Source organism: Nocardioides sp. YR527, from assembly GCF_900101045.1.
Lineage (GTDB): Bacteria > Actinomycetota > Actinomycetes > Propionibacteriales > Nocardioidaceae > Nocardioides.
The window spans coordinates 383,766-398,691 of record NZ_FNFN01000001.1; the positions used below are offsets into that span (position 1 = coordinate 383,766).

18 protein-coding genes and 1 pseudogene are annotated in these 14,926 nt (G+C 69.1%); 15 read left to right on the plus strand and 4 right to left on the minus strand.

The features are described 5' to 3' along the window. Nucleotides 1-24: 24 nt before the first annotated feature. Nucleotides 25-630 carry a TetR/AcrR family transcriptional regulator gene (locus BLT25_RS01785; RefSeq protein WP_091041293.1) on the minus strand — a complete coding sequence of 202 codons (606 nt, stop codon included), beginning with the start codon at nucleotides 628-630 and terminating at the stop codon, nucleotides 25-27. Between the two features lie 91 nt (nucleotides 631-721). Here BLT25_RS01785 and BLT25_RS01790 point away from each other — a divergent pair, with 91 nt between their 5' ends. The 13 genes from BLT25_RS01790 (at nucleotide 722) to BLT25_RS01850 (ending at nucleotide 11,645) form a co-directional block, all read left to right on the plus strand. After that, a complete protein-coding gene (locus BLT25_RS01790; protein ID WP_091041295.1) occupies nucleotides 722-1,177 on the plus strand; it encodes a type II 3-dehydroquinate dehydratase in 456 nt (151 codons plus the stop codon). 69 nt (nucleotides 1,178-1,246) lie between these two features. Further along, a complete protein-coding gene (locus BLT25_RS01795; RefSeq protein WP_091041296.1) occupies nucleotides 1,247-1,834 on the plus strand; it encodes a hypothetical protein in 588 nt (195 codons plus the stop codon). A 127-nt stretch (nucleotides 1,835-1,961) separates the two neighbouring features. Next, nucleotides 1,962-2,528, plus strand: a complete 567-nt coding sequence (efp, locus tag BLT25_RS01800; RefSeq protein WP_091041298.1) for an elongation factor P — start codon at nucleotides 1,962-1,964, stop codon at nucleotides 2,526-2,528. A 3-nt stretch (nucleotides 2,529-2,531) separates the two neighbouring features. Then, nucleotides 2,532-2,945 (plus strand): transcription antitermination factor NusB, encoded by a 414-nt coding sequence (gene nusB, locus BLT25_RS01805; RefSeq protein ID WP_091041299.1) that lies wholly within the window; start codon nucleotides 2,532-2,534, stop codon nucleotides 2,943-2,945. A 174-nt stretch (nucleotides 2,946-3,119) separates the two neighbouring features. Continuing rightward, entirely contained in the window at nucleotides 3,120-4,301 is a 1,182-nt protein-coding gene (locus tag BLT25_RS01810) for a MinD/ParA family ATP-binding protein (RefSeq protein WP_176883538.1), read from the plus strand. Between the two features lie 24 nt (nucleotides 4,302-4,325). Beyond that, on the plus strand, nucleotides 4,326-5,336 hold the full coding sequence (locus tag BLT25_RS01815; protein ID WP_091041301.1) for an NADPH:quinone reductase: 1,011 nt from the start codon (nucleotides 4,326-4,328) through the stop codon (nucleotides 5,334-5,336). 62 nt (nucleotides 5,337-5,398) lie between these two features. Next, entirely contained in the window at nucleotides 5,399-5,986 is a 588-nt protein-coding gene (pyrR, locus tag BLT25_RS01820; protein WP_091041302.1) for a bifunctional pyr operon transcriptional regulator/uracil phosphoribosyltransferase PyrR, read from the plus strand. Beyond that, on the plus strand, nucleotides 5,983-6,924 hold the full coding sequence (locus BLT25_RS01825) for an aspartate carbamoyltransferase catalytic subunit (RefSeq protein WP_091041304.1): 942 nt from the start codon (nucleotides 5,983-5,985) through the stop codon (nucleotides 6,922-6,924). The genes pyrR and BLT25_RS01825 overlap by 4 nt, the downstream gene beginning before the upstream one ends. Further along, the gene (locus BLT25_RS01830; protein ID WP_091041305.1) at nucleotides 6,921-8,210 is read left to right on the plus strand and encodes a dihydroorotase; all 1,290 of its coding nucleotides are present in this window, start codon (nucleotides 6,921-6,923) and stop codon (nucleotides 8,208-8,210) included. Before BLT25_RS01825 ends, BLT25_RS01830 begins: the two co-directional genes overlap by 4 nt. Before the next feature lie 11 nt (nucleotides 8,211-8,221). After that, nucleotides 8,222-8,983 carry a methyltransferase domain-containing protein gene (locus BLT25_RS01835; protein WP_176883540.1) on the plus strand — a complete coding sequence of 254 codons (762 nt, stop codon included), beginning with the start codon at nucleotides 8,222-8,224 and terminating at the stop codon, nucleotides 8,981-8,983. 10 nt (nucleotides 8,984-8,993) lie between these two features. Then, nucleotides 8,994-9,344, plus strand: a complete 351-nt coding sequence (locus tag BLT25_RS01840) for a DUF2200 domain-containing protein (RefSeq protein ID WP_256328404.1) — start codon at nucleotides 8,994-8,996, stop codon at nucleotides 9,342-9,344. A 134-nt stretch (nucleotides 9,345-9,478) separates the two neighbouring features. Continuing rightward, nucleotides 9,479-11,101 carry an ABC-F family ATP-binding cassette domain-containing protein gene (locus BLT25_RS01845; protein ID WP_091041308.1) on the plus strand — a complete coding sequence of 541 codons (1,623 nt, stop codon included), beginning with the start codon at nucleotides 9,479-9,481 and terminating at the stop codon, nucleotides 11,099-11,101. A 109-nt stretch (nucleotides 11,102-11,210) separates the two neighbouring features. Further along, complete coding sequence (locus BLT25_RS01850; RefSeq protein ID WP_091041310.1) at nucleotides 11,211-11,645, plus strand: hypothetical protein; 435 nt, start codon at nucleotides 11,211-11,213, stop codon at nucleotides 11,643-11,645. On the opposite strand, the gene BLT25_RS01855 is transcribed toward BLT25_RS01850, so the two are convergent. Continuing rightward, the gene (locus BLT25_RS01855) at nucleotides 11,629-11,820 is read right to left on the minus strand and encodes a type II toxin-antitoxin system VapB family antitoxin (RefSeq protein ID WP_091041311.1); all 192 of its coding nucleotides are present in this window, start codon (nucleotides 11,818-11,820) and stop codon (nucleotides 11,629-11,631) included. The genes BLT25_RS01850 and BLT25_RS01855 overlap by 17 nt on opposite strands. Before the next feature lie 123 nt (nucleotides 11,821-11,943). Here BLT25_RS01855 and BLT25_RS01860 point away from each other — a divergent pair, with 123 nt between their 5' ends. Further along, entirely contained in the window at nucleotides 11,944-12,525 is a 582-nt protein-coding gene (locus tag BLT25_RS01860) for an NUDIX hydrolase (RefSeq protein ID WP_218131208.1), read from the plus strand. 9 nt (nucleotides 12,526-12,534) lie between these two features. Here BLT25_RS01860 and BLT25_RS30120 read toward each other — a convergent pair whose 3' ends face one another. Then, on the minus strand, nucleotides 12,535-13,116 hold the full coding sequence (locus BLT25_RS30120) for a PDDEXK nuclease domain-containing protein (RefSeq protein WP_218131209.1): 582 nt from the start codon (nucleotides 13,114-13,116) through the stop codon (nucleotides 12,535-12,537). Between the two features lie 61 nt (nucleotides 13,117-13,177). Then, nucleotides 13,178-13,567, minus strand: a pseudogene (locus BLT25_RS30645) (DUF1016 N-terminal domain-containing protein); the annotation flags it as partial. 286 nt (nucleotides 13,568-13,853) lie between these two features. Here BLT25_RS30645 and BLT25_RS01870 point away from each other — a divergent pair. Then, a complete protein-coding gene (locus tag BLT25_RS01870) occupies nucleotides 13,854-14,822 on the plus strand; it encodes an AIM24 family protein (protein WP_091041313.1) in 969 nt (322 codons plus the stop codon). Nucleotides 14,823-14,926: the final 104 nt, after the last annotated feature.

The window sequence follows — 14,926 nt, forward strand, 5'->3', positions numbered from 1 at the left end:
CTCCTCGAGTGCAACTTGTAGGGGTCAGGGGCGGACGCCGACGACGCGGAGCGCCAGGTCGGCATAGAAGTCGGCGAGGGCATCGGGGGTCCAGGAGCCGTCGTCGCGGTACCACCGGGCCAGGTCGATGCCGAGGGAGAGCAGGGCGGTCGCGGCCTTGGCGGGGTCGGGGGTGTCGAAGTCGCCGCTGCGTACGCCTTCCTCGACGACCTCACGCATGACGGTGTCGATGGCGCGGCGCAGTCCGGCGATCTCGCGGAAGTGCTCCTCGGTCAACGCGGCGAGCTCGTAGTTGATGACCCGGGCCGTCGTGTGGGAGCGCGCGTGGAAGAGGACATAGGTCCGTACGGCGGCCGCGACCCGTTCGGCGGGCGTGGCGTCGGTGCAGGTCGCTTCGGTGACCGCCTCGAGGATCACCTCGTGGCCGCGCACCGCGATCGCGTGCAGGAGCTCCTCCTTGGAGCGGTGGTGGACGTAGACCGCGGCCGGGCTCAGCCCGGCCGCCGTGGCGATGTCGCGGGTGCTGGTGCCGTGGAACCCCTTGGCGGAGAAGGCCTGGACCGCCGCATCGAGCAGACGGGCACGGCTACGGTCGCCGCGCGCCTGGGTGCTGGTGCGGAGCTCGTTCATCAGGCATCCTCGTGTCGGAGTCGTGGCTGTCGGATCCAGTGTCGCACAATATAAGTGACCGCTTAGATTTGGTTCGTGACAGGATGACCCGGTGAGCAAGAAGCTGCAGCCGGTCCTGGTCCTCAACGGCCCCAACCTCGGACGACTCGGGAAGCGTCAGCCCGAGATCTACGGGCACACCACCCACGACGAGCTCGCCGCGATGTGCGTCGGCTGGGGTCATGCGCTCGGCTTCGCCGTGGACGTACGTCAGACCAACCACGAGGGCGACATGGTCGACTGGCTCAACGCCGCGGCCGACAAGGGCGTCCCGGTCGTGCTCAACGCGGCCGCCTGGACCCACTACTCCTACGCCATCTACGACGCCTGCGCGCAGCTGACCGCCCCGCTCGTCGAGGTGCACATCTCCGAGCCGCTCGAGCGGCCCGAGGTCTTCCGGCACACCAGCGTCATCACCCCGCACGCGGTCGCGGTCGTCGCGGGCAAGGGCATCGACGGCTACCACGAGGCGCTCTCGGTGATCGCCGAGAAGCTCGTCGACGCCTGACCTGACCCATATTGGCGATCGCCGCCGCCTGACTCCTGGCCGGCCGACTTCCGGGGCCACGGTGAGCACATGGGTCGGCTGCTGGCAGGTCTCGCGCGGGTCCTCGCCGTGCTGCTCGCCGGCGGGGTGCTCGGCGCGCTGATCGGTGGCGTCGGCGGGCGGGTCGTGATGTACCTGCTGATCCGGCTCAGTCCGGAGGCCGACGGCGTCACCAGCGACGACGGGTTCGAGATGGGCCGGTTCACTCTGGACGGCTCGCTGAACCTCGTCGTGGTCGGCACGGTGCTCGGCGTCGTCGGCGCGGTGGTCTACCTGGCCATCCGGTGGCTGCTGTTCGGGCCGTGGTGGTTCCGCGTCCTCAGCGTCACCCTCGCCGCCGGCGTCGGCGTGGGCAACATCATCGTCCACACCGACGGCGTCGACTTCAGCCTGCTCCAGCCCGCCTTGGTCTCGGTGATGGCGTGCGTGGCGATCCCGGCGGCGTACGGTGCCGCCCTGACCGTCGTCGCGGAGCGATGGATCCTGGCTGCCTGGCCCGTTCCGCCGGAGACCGGGGCAGTGGGGCGCGCCACGCTGTGGGTGTTGCGCGCGGTGGCGCTGGCCGTCGGCGTACTGTCGCTGGTGGATCTCGCCGGGAAGACCGCGGTCGTTGCTTGATTCGGCCCTGTGCGGACTCGCGGATAGGATTCTCCGAGGCCCTTCGGGGCCCTACGAACCTTGACGGACATTGACAATTGAAGCCTGCATCGGTGCAGGTCAAAGAGACGAAGGCTGACGGACGGTTATGGCGACGACGAACGACCTCAAGAACGGCATGGTGCTGAAGATCGAGGGCCAGCTCTGGCAGGTGGTCGAGTTCCAGCACGTGAAGCCCGGCAAGGGTCCGGCTTTCGTCCGCACCAAGCTGAAGAACGTCGAGTCGGGCAAGAACGTCGACAAGACCTTCAACGCCGGCACCAAGGTCGAGACCGCCACGGTCGACCGCCGCTCGTTCCAGTACCTCTACAACGACGGCTCGAACTTCGTCTTCATGGACGTCGCCGACTTCGACCAGGTCGAGGTCGACCCGGAGATCATCGGCGACAGCGCCGGCTTCCTCCTGGAGAACCAGGAGGTCATCCTGGCCACCAACGAGGGCCGGGTGCTCTTCGTCGAGCTTCCGCCGTCGGTCGAGCTCGTCATCTCCTACACCGAGCCCGGTGTCATGGGCGACTCGGCCACCGGCCGCACCAAGCCCGCCACCCTGGAGACCGGCGCCGAGATCCAGGTGCCGCTCTTCATCGAGCAGGGCGAGAAGATCAAGGTCGACACCCGCGAGGGCGGTTCCTACCTCTCCCGCGTCAAGGGCTGACCTGTGGCTCACGTCGCCACCGCCCGCACCAAGGCCCGTAAGCGCGCGCTCGACCTGCTCTTCGCCGCTGAGGCCCGTGGACTCTCCGCCGGTGATCTGCTCGACCAGCAGATCCGCGAGGGTGAGGTGCCCAACAACCCGTTCACGGTCAAGCTCGTCCGTGGTGTGGTCGCCGAGTCCGAGCGCATCGACGTCCTGATCGCGGCCTTCGCCAAGGACTGGTCGCTGGCCCGGATGCCCGCGGTCGACCGTAACGTGCTGCGCCTCGGCGTCTGGGAGCTCATCGACGGCGACGTAGCCGCCGAGGTCGCGATCAGCGAGGCCACCGCCTTGGTGACCGAGCTGTCGACCGACGACTCGCCGTCCTTCGTCAACGGTGTGCTCGCCGCGGTCGCGAAGGACCTCGCCAAGGCCTGATCGGCATGAGACGTACGCCTGTCCGGGAGCGTTCCGGGCAGGCGTAGCGTCATTTCAGGGTGCGGCGCGACGCGTGTGTTTTCCGGTTATCGACGATTGCTTCGGTCGGGACCGTATGTTTGGACCCAAGGCTGAGATGGAGGCCGTAACCCAGCACCCGTATTCGGAGAGCGCATGACGCAGGAGAACAACCCCTACGACGAGCCGGACTCGCGCACCCGGCCGACCGGAGCACCCTCGCACTGGGTGACGCCGCCTCCGCCGCAGACGGCGGGACGGCCGCCGACGCCCCCGGCACAGCCCCGTCCCGACCCGAGTCAGGAGGCGACTCGCATCACCAACCCACAGGTCACCACGACACCCGCTCCGCCCCCTCCGGTGGCGGTGACGCCGCCGCCTCCGGGCGTCCACGGCCTCGAGGTCCCCAGCGCGACCGACTTCCTCGACCGGCGCGCTGAGTCGGCCGGATTCGGTCCCGCGACCTGGGGCTGGCGAGGCGCGATCCGCAAGATGTCCGGCGGGCTGATCAGCCCCAAGATGGGCCAGGCCGAGGTCGCCTACGAGCAGGACCGGGCGATGATCCAACGCGACTTCGACGGGCCGCGCACCATCGTCTTCATCAACCCCAAGGGCGGCGCCGCCAAGACCACCGGCGTGCTGGCGGCCGGCTACACCTTCGGCACCGTACGTGGTGGCGGGATCGTGGCCTGGGACAACAACGAGACCCGCGGCACCCTCGGCATCCGTGGCATGCGGAGCACCCACCGCAACACCACCCGCGAGCTGCTCGACAACCTGGCCGCGTTCAACAACGTGCACCAGTCCCGCATCGGCGACCTCGGTGCCTTCGTACGTTCCCAGGGTGACGCCCACTTCGACGTGCTCGCCTCCGACGAGCGCCCCGACGTCACCGGCCAGATCCACGCCGACGACTTCGGGCAGGTGCACCAGCTCCTGGAGCGTTTCTACAAGGTGATCCTGGTCGACACCGGCAACAACATGCGCGCCGAGAACTGGCTGGCCGCCGCCGACACCGCCGACCTGCTGGTGGTGACCTCGACGGTGCGCGAGGACACCGGCTACAGCGGCCTGTGGATGCTCGACGCGCTCCAGGAGTCGGGCTACGCCGACCTCAAGCTGAAGACGATCACCGTGCTCTCCGACCCGTCCCCGAAGGTCGACACCAACCTGGCTCGTGACCTCACCGAGGTCTACCAGCAGCGCACCCGAGGGGTCTACCGGGTCCCGTTCGACCCGGTGCTCGTCGCCGGGTCCACGGTCCAGTACTCCCAGCTCTCGGAGGACACCAAGATGTCGTGGCTGAAGGCCTGCGCTGGGATGGCGCACGCTCTCTAGCCATGGGCCGCTAACGTCGGAGTCATGCGCGCAGTCGTCTACTCCGAGAACGGTCCCTCCTCCGCCATGCGTCTGACCGATCGCCCGGTGCCGAAGCCCGGCCCGGGCGAGGTCCTGGTCAGGCTGGTGCGGGCCGGCGTCAACCCCACCGACTGGAAGGTACGCGCCGGCCTGAGCGCCACCCTCACGACTCCCGAGGCGACCCCGGGTCAGGACGGTGCCGGCGTGGTCGAGGAGATCGGCGCGGGCGTCACCACCCACATCGTCGGTCAGCCGGTGTGGCTCTTCATGGTCCAGCACGGGCAGGCCTGGGGCACCGCGGCGGAGTACGTCACCGTCCCGGCCCACAAGGCGGTCGAGCTGGCCGAGGGCGCCTCCTACGACCTCGGCGCCTCGCTCGGCGTCCCGGCGATGACGGCCCACCGGGCGCTCACCTCCGGCGCGGTGGAGCGGGTCGCCCCAGGGTCGTTCGACGGCCTCACCGTCCTCGTCCACGGCGGTGCCGGGGCGGTCGGCAACGCGGCGATCCAGCTCGCCGTGTGGGCAGGGGCGAGGGTGATCACCACGGTCAGCTCGGCGGAGAAGGCCGCGCTGGCGAAGACCGCCGGCGCGCACCACATCGTCAACTACCGCGAGGGCGACGCGGCCGCGGCGATCCGCGAGATCGCGCCCGACGGCGTCGATCTGATCGTCGAGGTCGCCCCGGCGGTCAACAACGACCTGGACCGCGCGGTCATCGCCAAGCGCGGCACGATCGCGATCTACGCCAACAACGGTGGCGACGAGCTCACCATGCCGCTGCGGGCGACCTTCTCGCTCAACCTGCGCTACCAGTTCATCCAGCTCTACGGCATCGAGCCGGAGCAGATCCAGGCCGCGGCCGACGACGTCGCCGCCGCCGTGGCGGCAGGGGCGCTGCGCGTGGGGCCGGAGGGCGGCGTACCTCTTCACCACTACCGACTCGAGGAGACCGCCGCCGCCCACGACGCGGTCGAGGCTGGTGCGGTCGGGAAAGTGCTGATCGACCTGGAGTGAGGATAGGGTTGGCCCGATCCTTTAACGAGCCGTCCCGTGAGGCGGAGAAGGAGACCACAACCTTGTCTGATGCTGTCCCAGCTGTTGTCTCAGAGCCGTCGACCGATGGTCGCGTCGTGCTCGATGCCCGTGACATCTCCCGGGCGCTGACCCGGATCTCCCACGAGATCCTGGAGCGCAACCGCGATGCCGAAGACCTGGTGCTGCTGGGTCTGCACACCCGTGGGGTGCCGCTGGCCAAGCGGATCGCCGCGCGGATCGAGGCCGCCGAAGGCCATCCGGTCGCGCACGGCGCGCTCGACGTGACGATGTACCGCGACGACCTGCGCACCCATCCCACCCGCGCCCCGCACCACACCGAGATCCCGCCCGGCGGCATCGACGGCAAGACCGTGGTACTGGTCGACGACGTGCTCTTCTCGGGCCGCACCGTCCGTGCCGCGCTCGACGCCCTCGCCGACTACGGCCGCCCTGCCGTCGTACGCCTGGCCGTTCTCGTCGACCGCGGCCACCGGCAGCTGCCGATCCGGGCCGACCACGTCGGCAAGAACCTCCCCACCGCCCGCTCCGAGCGGGTCGGGCTGCGCCTGGAGGAGATCGACGGCATCGACGAGGTACGCATCGTCGAGCTCGAGGGGGTGCCCGCATGACGAGGCATCTGCTGTCCATCGACGACGTGAGTGCCGAGGAGATCCAGCGGCTCTTCGCCACCGCGGCCGAGATGCACGACGTCCAGAAGCGTGAGGTCAAGAAGCTGCCGGCGCTGCGCGGGCGTACGGTGATCAACCTCTTCTTCGAGGACTCGACCCGCACCCGGTCCTCCTTCGAGATCGCGGGCAAGTGGCTCTCGGCCGACGTGATCAACCTGTCCGCGAAGGGCTCCTCGACCTCGAAGGGCGAGTCGCTGCGCGACACCGTGCTGACCGTGACCGCGATGGGAGTCGACGGCCTGGTGATGCGTCACTCGGCCTCCGGCGCGGCTCATCAGGTCGCGGGCTGGCTCGACATCCCGGTGATCAACGCCGGCGACGGGATGCACGAGCACCCGACCCAGGCCCTGCTCGACGGCTACACGCTCCAGCGCCAGCTCGGCGGACCCGGCTCCCTGGAGGGCAAGCGGATCGCGATCGTCGGCGACCTGACCCACTCGCGGGTGTTCCGGTCCAACGTGAAGTCGCTGATCAAGCTCGGCGCTTCGGTGACCGCCGTCGCCCCGCCCACGCTGATGCCCTCGGGCATCACCGAGTGGGCCAAGGCCGACGGCTTCGCCACCTCCTACTCGCTCGACGACGTGCTGCCGGAGGTCGACGCGGTGATGATGCTGCGCGTCCAGCGGGAGCGGATGAGCGGTGGCTACTTCCCGACATCGCGGGAGTACACCGTCGGCTACGGGCTCACCCGTCAGCGGCTCGGCATGCTGCGCGAGGGCGCGCCGATCCTGCACCCCGGGCCGATGAACCGCGGCCTGGAGATCTCTCCCGAGGCCGCCGACGCCGCCTCCTCGCGGATTCTCGACCAGGTCTCGGCCGGGGTCGCGATCCGGATGTCCGTCCTCTACCACCTGCTTGCCGGCGAGGAGTCCGCATGAGCCTGCTGATCAAGGGAGTCTCGGTCCTCGGGGCCGAGCCGACCGATGTCCACGTCGAGGGGGGAGTGATCCGAGAGATCGGCACGCTCTCCGCGAACGTCGACGAGGTGGTCGACGCCTCCGGCCTCGTCCTCCTCCCGGGTCTGGTCGACCTGCACACCCACCTGCGTCAGCCGGGTCGCGAGGACGCCGAGACGGTCGCCTCGGGCGCGGCGGCGGCCGCTGCCGGCGGCTACACCGCTGTGCTGGCGATGGCCAACACCTCGCCGGTCACCGACACGGCCGAGGCCGCGGTCTCGGTGTGGGACCTCGGCCGCGAGGCGGGGCTGGCCGACGTGTTCCCGGTCGGCGCGGTGACCAAGGGTCTGGCCGGCGAGGAGCTCGCCGAGCTGTCCCTGATGAACCGTTCCCGGGCAGGCGTCAAGGTCTTCTCCGACGACGGCCGCTGCGTCTCGGACCCGCGGGTGATGCGGCGGGCGCTGGAGTACGTCAAGGCGTTCGGCGGCGTGATCTCCCAGCACTCCCAGGACCCCTCGCTGGCACCTTACGGTTCGGCCTGCTGCCACGAGGGTGAGCTCTCCGGTCGGCTCGGTCTGCCCGGGTGGCCGGGAGTCGCGGAGGAGGTCATCGTCGCTCGCGACGTGATGCTCGCCCGCCACACCGGCTCGCGCGTCCACGTCGCCCACGCCTCCACCGCAGGCACCGTCGAGGTGCTGCGCTGGGCGAAGGCGCAGGCGGAGAAGGACGGCAGCTGGGCGGTCACCGCGGAGGTCACCCCGCACCACCTGCTGCTCACCACCGACCTGCTCGCCGGCTACGACCCGACCTTCAAGGTCAACCCGCCCCTGCGCCCCGCCGAGGACGTCGAGGCCCTACGGGCGGCCTTGGCCGACGGCACCATCGACGCGGTCGCCACCGACCACGCCCCGCACGCGCGCCAGGACAAGGAGCATGCCTTCGTCGACGCGGCCTTCGGGATGCTCGGGCTCGAGGAGGCGCTCTCGGTCGTCTCGACCGTCATGGTCTCCTCGGGGCTGCTGGACTGGGCCGGCGTCGCCCGGGTCATGTCCACGACCCCGGCCCGGATCGCCGGGCTCGAGGAGCACGGGCGCCCGATCGCGGTCGGTGAGCCGGCCAACCTGGCGCTGATCGACCCGGCCGCGACCTACGTCGTGGATCGTGACCGTTCGCTCTCGCTCTCCCGTAACAACCCCTGGCACGACCGCAAGCTCACCGGCCGCGTCGTCGCGACGTTCCTGCGGGGGAAGCAGACCTACGCCGGTTAGGCTCCACCGCCGTGACCGACGTCTTCTCCGAGAAGCTGGCGCAGTGGCGCGCCTACACCGCGACCCCGTGGGGCCGGATCCGCTACACCGTGGTCGAAGAGATCCTCCGACGCCAGTGCGCCGAGCTGGGTGAGGGGCTCCGGATCCTCGACGTCGGCGGCGGGGACGGAATGGACGCGTTGCCGCTGGCACTGGCCGGGCACGACGTCACGATCCTCGACCCGTCGGAGTCCTGGCTGGCCGAGGCGGAGCGGCGGGCGGTGGAGGCGGGCACGACGCTGACCACGCTCGTCGGCGGTCTCGACGACCTGCCCGAGGGGGAGTGGGATCTGGTGCTGTGCCACTTCGTGCTGCGTTATCGGCATGCTGATGCCGGGGACGTACGCCGGTTGGCGGCCGCCGTCCGCCCCGGCGGCCGGCTGTCGGTGATGGAGCCCAACCCGGCGAGCATGGTGCTGCGCCAGCTGGTCACGGGCGGTCCCGAGGCCGCGCTCACCGAGCTGCGCGCGGACACCAAGCGCACCGTGACCTTCGACCATGACGTACGCAAGGTCGCGATGGGTGACCTCGAGGCCGAGCTCGCGTCGGCGGGGCTGCGGCTCACCGGCCGCTTCGGCGCCAGGATCGCCAACGACCTGCTCACCGACGACACCGCGAAGGCTGATCCAGCCTACTTCGACCGCCTCCTCGAGCTCGAGCGCGAGCTGTGCGACCAGGAGCCGTTCGTACGCATCGCCGGGATGTACCAGCTCGTCGCGGAGCGGCCGGGCTAGGCTCGGGAGCGTGGATAACCTCGAGCGCGTCTACAAGATGCCCTTCGGCTCCGTCTACCCGCACTACGTGACGAAGGTGGAGAAGAAGGGCCGCACCACGGCCGAGCTGCACCAGGTGATCACCTGGCTGACCGGCTTCGACGACGACGCGATCGCCAAGCACATCGAGGCGGGAACGAGCTTCGAGGAGTTCTTCGCCGCCGCCGACCTCAACCCGAGCTCGGAGCTGATCACCGGCGTGGTGTGCGGCGTGCGGGTCCAGGAGATCGAAGACCCGGTGATGCGCCAGGTGCGCTACCTCGACAAGCTCGTCGACGAGCTGGCCAAGGGCAAGGCGATGGAGAAGATCCTGCGCGGTTAGCGGTTAATCGGTTGGACGGCGCAGCGGTCGCCCGCGTACTCTTTACTCATCATGAAGTTCCTGCGCTGACCTCCGACCCGCACCCGAGGCACATGCCCGGCGGGTCGTCATCGAACCCGAAGGCCAGCGCTCTGATGTCATCTTCCATCGTCTCCGGACCGATCGTCGTCCGCGACCTCTCCGTCTCCTTCCGCAGCGGCTCCGTCCTCGTCGGGATGGACCTCACCGTCTCCCCGGGCGAGCGGATCGCGCTCGTGGGGGAGAACGGTGCCGGCAAGTCCACGTTGCTCCGCGCTATCGCAGACCGGCTTCCGCGCACCGCCCAACGCACCGGCACGCTCGAGGCTCCCGCCGACCTCGTCTGGCTGCCGCAGGAGCCGCCGTTCCGCGACGCGGCGAGCATCGAGGACGTACTCGCCACCACTCTGCGCCCGCTCCGCGAGGCCGTAGCCACGGTCGAGACGCTTGCCGACCGTCTCGACGACCCCGAGGTCGCCGAGACGTACGCGAGCGCGCTCGACTTCGCGGTGGCCCACGACGCCTGGGACGCCGACCGGCGGGCCATCCTGGCCGCCGAGCGTCTCGGCCTCAGCGGCCTGGACCGGGAGCGCCCGATCAGCACGCTTTCGGGCGGGCAGCGGACCAGGCTGGCGCTGGCGACCGCGATCACCCGCCGTCCCGACGCGCTGCTGCTCGACGAGCCGACCAACCACCTCGACGACGAGGCGGTCGCGGTCCTGGGGGAGTTCCTGCGCGACCTCCCCGGCGTCGTGCTGATGGCCTCCCACGATCGCGTCTTCCTCGACGAGGTCGCCACCGGCCTCTTCGACCTCGACCCCACAGCCTTCGGCACCGACGGCGCCGGCGGCCGGCTCTTCGGTGGCGGCTGGAGCGCCTACGAGGAGGCTCGGCAGGCCGCTCGCGAACGGTGGGAGCAGACGTACGCCGAACAGCAGGACGAGCTCAAGCGTCTCCGCACCGCGACCAAGATCGGCAACGAGGCGATCGCCCACAACCGCGGCCCGACCGACAACGACAAGTTCATCTACAAGTTCAAGGGCAGCAACGTCGAGCGCACCGTCGCCCGCCGCAAGAAGGACGCGAACCGGCGCCTGGAGGAAGCCGAGGAAGCCCAGGTACGCAAGCCGCCACCGCCCCTGCGGCTCAACGCCGCGCTGTCGGCTGCGGGCACGAGCGGGAGGATGGTCGTCGTACGCGACCTGGTGGTCGAGGAGCGGGTCAGCCTGCCGGTCCTGGACATCACGGCGGGCGAGCACCTGCTGATCACCGGGCCCAACGGCAGCGGCAAGTCCACGCTGCTCGGCGTGATCTCCGGGCGGGTGAAGCCGACCTCGGGGGAGGTCCAGGTCAGCGCCCGTCACGTCGAGGAGCTCACCCAGGACCCTCAGTTCGGGGACCTGCGCCGCAGGGTCGCCGACGTCTACCTGGAGTCGGTGGGGGAGGTGCTGGCGACCCGGGTGCCGCTACGTGACCTCGGCCTGGTCCACCCGCGCGACCTCAACCGGCCCGTCGGCGCGCTGAGCGTCGGACAGCGTCGCCGGCTCGACCTGGCGATCGCCATCGCCACCGGCCCCGACCTACTGCTCCTCGACGAGCCCACCAACCACATCTCGCTCACCCTGGCCGGCGAGCTGGAGGAGGCGATCGGGGTCACCCCGGGCACCATCGTCGTCGCCTCCCATGACCGTTGGCTGCGGCGGCGCTGGTCGGGTCCAGAGCACCGTCTGGTGCCCTGAGGCGTCGTCGGCGGGCCACTTGCGGGCGAAACCCTGTGGATGAGCAGAGTTGTCCACAGGCGCCGAGATCGTCGTTGTCCTCCTCGACGGGCCATGGTGCCGTTGACCCATGACCGACAAGATTCCGTACGCTCCAGTCCTTCGCACCCAGGCCGACGTCGAGGCGGCCTGGCGACACCTGATCAACCCGCTCGGCTGGCCCGAGCCACGGCTGTGGTTCATGCTCGTCGGTGCGGACGGCGTCCCGCTCCCACAGCTGTGCCAGATCGAGGAGGTACCCGTCGAGATCGGCGACGACGGCGCTGCCCAGGTCGCCGCGATGCTCCATGACCTGGTCGATGATCTGGGCCTCGACCGGGTCGAGCTGCTGCTGTGCCGGCCGGGCGGTGGCCCACCGAGCCGGTCCGACCGGAAGAACGCCGCACATCTCTACGGAGCGTGTGCCGTGGCCGCGGTGCCGCTCGATGTCATCCACCTGGCGACCGACCACGACTTCTGGCCCGTCCCATTGGACGCGCTCGGCGAGCTCAGAACTCCAGCGTGACCTTCGTGTCGCCGAGCTCGCGCGAGACGATGCTGTCGAACTCTGCCGCGGCGGCCTCACGCTCGACGAGGTCACGCAGCGCGTGGTCGATCGCAGCCTGGTTGGTCGTCGTCCCGGCGATCTTCCTCGCTTCGGCCAACAGCTCTTCGTCGATGCTGATCGACGTCTCGGTCATGGCGTACCCCCGCACGGAAATCTGGATGAAACATCGAAACGCTAGCGGTGCACAACCATGCAACGCAACGACCTGCGACAACCGTCACATCGTGTCGCACTCACCCGGCTATGGTGCACGACCATGAGCACGGAGGACCGACTGCTGACCGACATCTCGATCATGGTGGACTCGATCGAGCCGATGGACACCGAGGAGAGCGGCCACATCGCCGATGCGTCGGCCTGGCTGTGCGTGACCGACGACGTCTTCCGACGCACCACCGATCCGACCGAACCGGCCAAGCACCTGGTCTCCTACTTCCTGCTCCTCGACCCGGTCAGTGGCCACATCCTGCTCGGCGACCACCGCAAGTCGGGCCTCTGGCTGCCCTCGGGCGGTCACGTCGAGCCGGGGGAGAGTCCCGCTGACACCGTCCGTCGGGAGTGCGTCGAGGAGCTCGGCGTCGAGGCTCGCTTCCATCCCTCCCTCGGGCCACGCCCGCTGTTCGTCACCGTCACCAGGACCCGGCCCGACCGCCCCGACGTGCACACGGACGTCAGCCTCTGGTTCGTCCTCACGCACGACCGCCACCGGCCCTTGCAGCCCGACGAACGGGAGTACGCCGGCGTGCGCTGGTGGACGCCCAGCGAGATCCGCGCCACCGATCCGCGTTCGTTCGACCCGCACATGGGCCGGATGCTCGACAAGCTGAAGACCCTCTGAGCCGGAGCGTCACTCAGGCCCGCTCAGCTCCTGCTGCAGTCGCTCGACACTCGGCAGGCTGGCCCGCAACTGGTACTCGGCGACTCCGAGCGGTTGTGTCGAACCGCGAAGGGAGTACTCGGCGACGACCTGGTTGCGGCTCTGGCACAGCAGGATCCCGATCGTCGGCGCATCCTCGGGATGAGCCATCTCTCCATCGACCGCCGCCAGATAGAAGTTGAGCTGCCCCAGATGCTCGGGCTTGAACTTCCCGGCCTTGAGCTCGATGACGACGTAACAGCGCAGCTTCAGGTGATAGAAGAGCAGGTCGATGAAGAAGTCCTCCCCGCCGACCTCGAGGGACACCTGACGCCCGACGTATGCGAACCCGACTCCGAGTTCGACCAAGAACTCGGTGACGTGGTCGACCAGGGCCTTCTCGATATCGCGCTCGATGGCTTCGCCCCCGACGCCGAGGAACTCGAAGTTGTAGGGGTCTTTGACGATCTCTCGAGCGAGATCCGAGGTCTCCGGCGGAAGCGTGCGTTCGAAGTTGCTGATCGCTCGTCCGGATCGCTCGAGGGTCTGGAGGCTGATGTGATGGACGAGCACTTGCCCTGGACCAGCCGTGTTCGACTGCCGCGGCGGCGTAGGCCAGACGTTCGTCGGTGTTCTTCAGTTTGCTGAGCAGTTCGATGTTGTGGCCCCAGGACAGATTGTCCAACGGCCGTTGGACAATTGCCTCCCGCGGCCAGGCCACCGCGAATGAGCGCATATACATCAGGTTTGCGCGCGAGAGCCCCGTCATCCCGGGAAAGGCCCGTCGCAGATCGCCTGCGAGTCGTTCGACGATCTTGCTACCCCAGCCTTCGGCTTCCTGCTTGACGATGATCTCGTGGCCGAGGTCCCAGTAGAGCAGGGTCCTGGCTGCGTTGAGTGCGACTGATGCCTGTTGCTGCGCGCTGCGGATATGAGTCTTGAGGTCGCTGAGCCAGGTGGCATAGCCGTCGGGCAGCGAGACGGAGTCGGTCACGGTCGATCTCCTTAGCGGCGTACGAATCACCGCCTGCGATTGCAGGCGGGATGTTCGCCGCTCCTGGAGGCGCCTGAGGCGCTATTACTTACCCTCGCGACTGGCGGCCCCTTCTCACAGACCTGGCTGGCCCGGTACTTCGGAGTGATCGCCTAGATTGTTCTCATTCGACCACGCGTCCTCGACTGCGCAGCCGTGCGACACGCGAGCGGGCACAACCGCCCAAGTGGGCGAACACCACGTCGCGCTCGATCGGCCACATGCCAGGATGGAGGCGAGAAGGGCCGATGTGGGTCCATAGACGTAGGGGTTAGAGATGACGGACGCGAACTGGTACCCGGACCCGACGGGTCAGGCCGAGCTTCGCTACTACGACGGGAGCCAGTGGACCGAGCACGTGTCCACGGGCGGGCAGCAGTCGACGGCACCCCTGACGCCGCCTCAGGCCACTGTGGAGCAGGAGGCGCCGACGCAGGTCGGGTCGGCGCAGGCGGTGCAGGCCGCGTACGGCGAGAGTGCTCAGGCGCAGCCGGCACAGGCTGCGTCGGCTCAGTACGCCCAGCAGGCCGCGCACGCGCAGGCCCAGCCCCAGCCCACCGGAGACCCGTTCGCCGGGATCTCGGGTGACCTGATCGACGGCCGCTTCGCCGAGATCGAGGGCAGCGGCGCGGTGCTGCAGAACAAGAAGCTCCTGCGCGTACGCGTCGGGGAGCCGTTCCAGGCGCGCCAGGGCTCGATGGTGGCGTACCAGGGCAACGTGCAGTTCAAGTACCAGGGCGGAGGCGTGGGGAAGTTCCTCAAGAAGGCCGTCACCGGTGAGGGCCTCAGCCTGATGGGAGTCGAGGGTCAGGGTGACGTCTTCCTGGCCGACGCGGCCAAGGAGGTCCACATCCTCCAGCTGAACAACTCCGGCATCTCGATCAACGGTGACCACGTGCTCGCCTTCTCCGGGAGCCTGCAGTGGAACATCGAGCGGGTCCAGGGCGCTGGGATGCTGACCGGCGGTCTCTTCAACACGACCCTGCGCGGCACCGGCTGGATCGCGGTCACCACTGAGGGCGACCCGGTGGTCCTCAACGCAGGCGAGTCGCCGACCTTCGCCGACACCAACGCGGTCGTCGGCTGGTCGCTCGGTCTGCAGACCAGTCTGCAGAAGTCGTTCACCGCCGGTGCGCTCATCGGCCGGGGTAGCGGCGAGGCGTTCCAGGTCGCCTTCCACGGCGCCGGCTTCGTCATCGTGCAGCCGTCCGAGGGCGCGGTCGTGCCGCCCCACTCGCACAGCTGACGCGTCCCGACTGGCTGAATGCCGCGTACGTCACATGGTGGCGTACGCGGCGGACGCCAACTGCCGTCAACCGGCATCGGCTTGATACTGTCACCAGCAAGTTG

Excerpts from the sequence above, each read along its gene's own strand:
- BLT25_RS01825 (WP_091041304.1), top strand. The coding sequence starts at position 5,983 with ATGACGAGGCATCTGCTGTCCATCGACGACGTGAGTGCCGAGGAGATC.
- BLT25_RS01855 (WP_091041311.1), bottom strand. The coding sequence starts at position 11,820 with ATGACCGAGACGTCGATCAGCATCGACGAAGAGCTGTTGGCCGAAGCG.
- BLT25_RS01795 (WP_091041296.1), top strand. The coding sequence starts at position 1,247 with ATGGGTCGGCTGCTGGCAGGTCTCGCGCGGGTCCTCGCCGTGCTGCTC.
- BLT25_RS01870 (WP_091041313.1), top strand. The coding sequence starts at position 13,854 with ATGACGGACGCGAACTGGTACCCGGACCCGACGGGTCAGGCCGAGCTT.
- BLT25_RS01810 (WP_176883538.1), top strand. The coding sequence starts at position 3,120 with ATGACGCAGGAGAACAACCCCTACGACGAGCCGGACTCGCGCACCCGG.
- efp (WP_091041298.1), top strand. The coding sequence starts at position 1,962 with ATGGCGACGACGAACGACCTCAAGAACGGCATGGTGCTGAAGATCGAG.
- BLT25_RS01860 (WP_218131208.1), top strand. The coding sequence starts at position 11,944 with ATGAGCACGGAGGACCGACTGCTGACCGACATCTCGATCATGGTGGAC.
- BLT25_RS01815 (WP_091041301.1), top strand. The coding sequence starts at position 4,326 with ATGCGCGCAGTCGTCTACTCCGAGAACGGTCCCTCCTCCGCCATGCGT.
- BLT25_RS01845 (WP_091041308.1), top strand. The coding sequence starts at position 9,479 with ATGTCATCTTCCATCGTCTCCGGACCGATCGTCGTCCGCGACCTCTCC.
- BLT25_RS01830 (WP_091041305.1), top strand. The coding sequence starts at position 6,921 with ATGAGCCTGCTGATCAAGGGAGTCTCGGTCCTCGGGGCCGAGCCGACC.
- BLT25_RS01785 (WP_091041293.1), bottom strand. The coding sequence starts at position 630 with ATGAACGAGCTCCGCACCAGCACCCAGGCGCGCGGCGACCGTAGCCGT.
- BLT25_RS01850 (WP_091041310.1), top strand. The coding sequence starts at position 11,211 with ATGACCGACAAGATTCCGTACGCTCCAGTCCTTCGCACCCAGGCCGAC.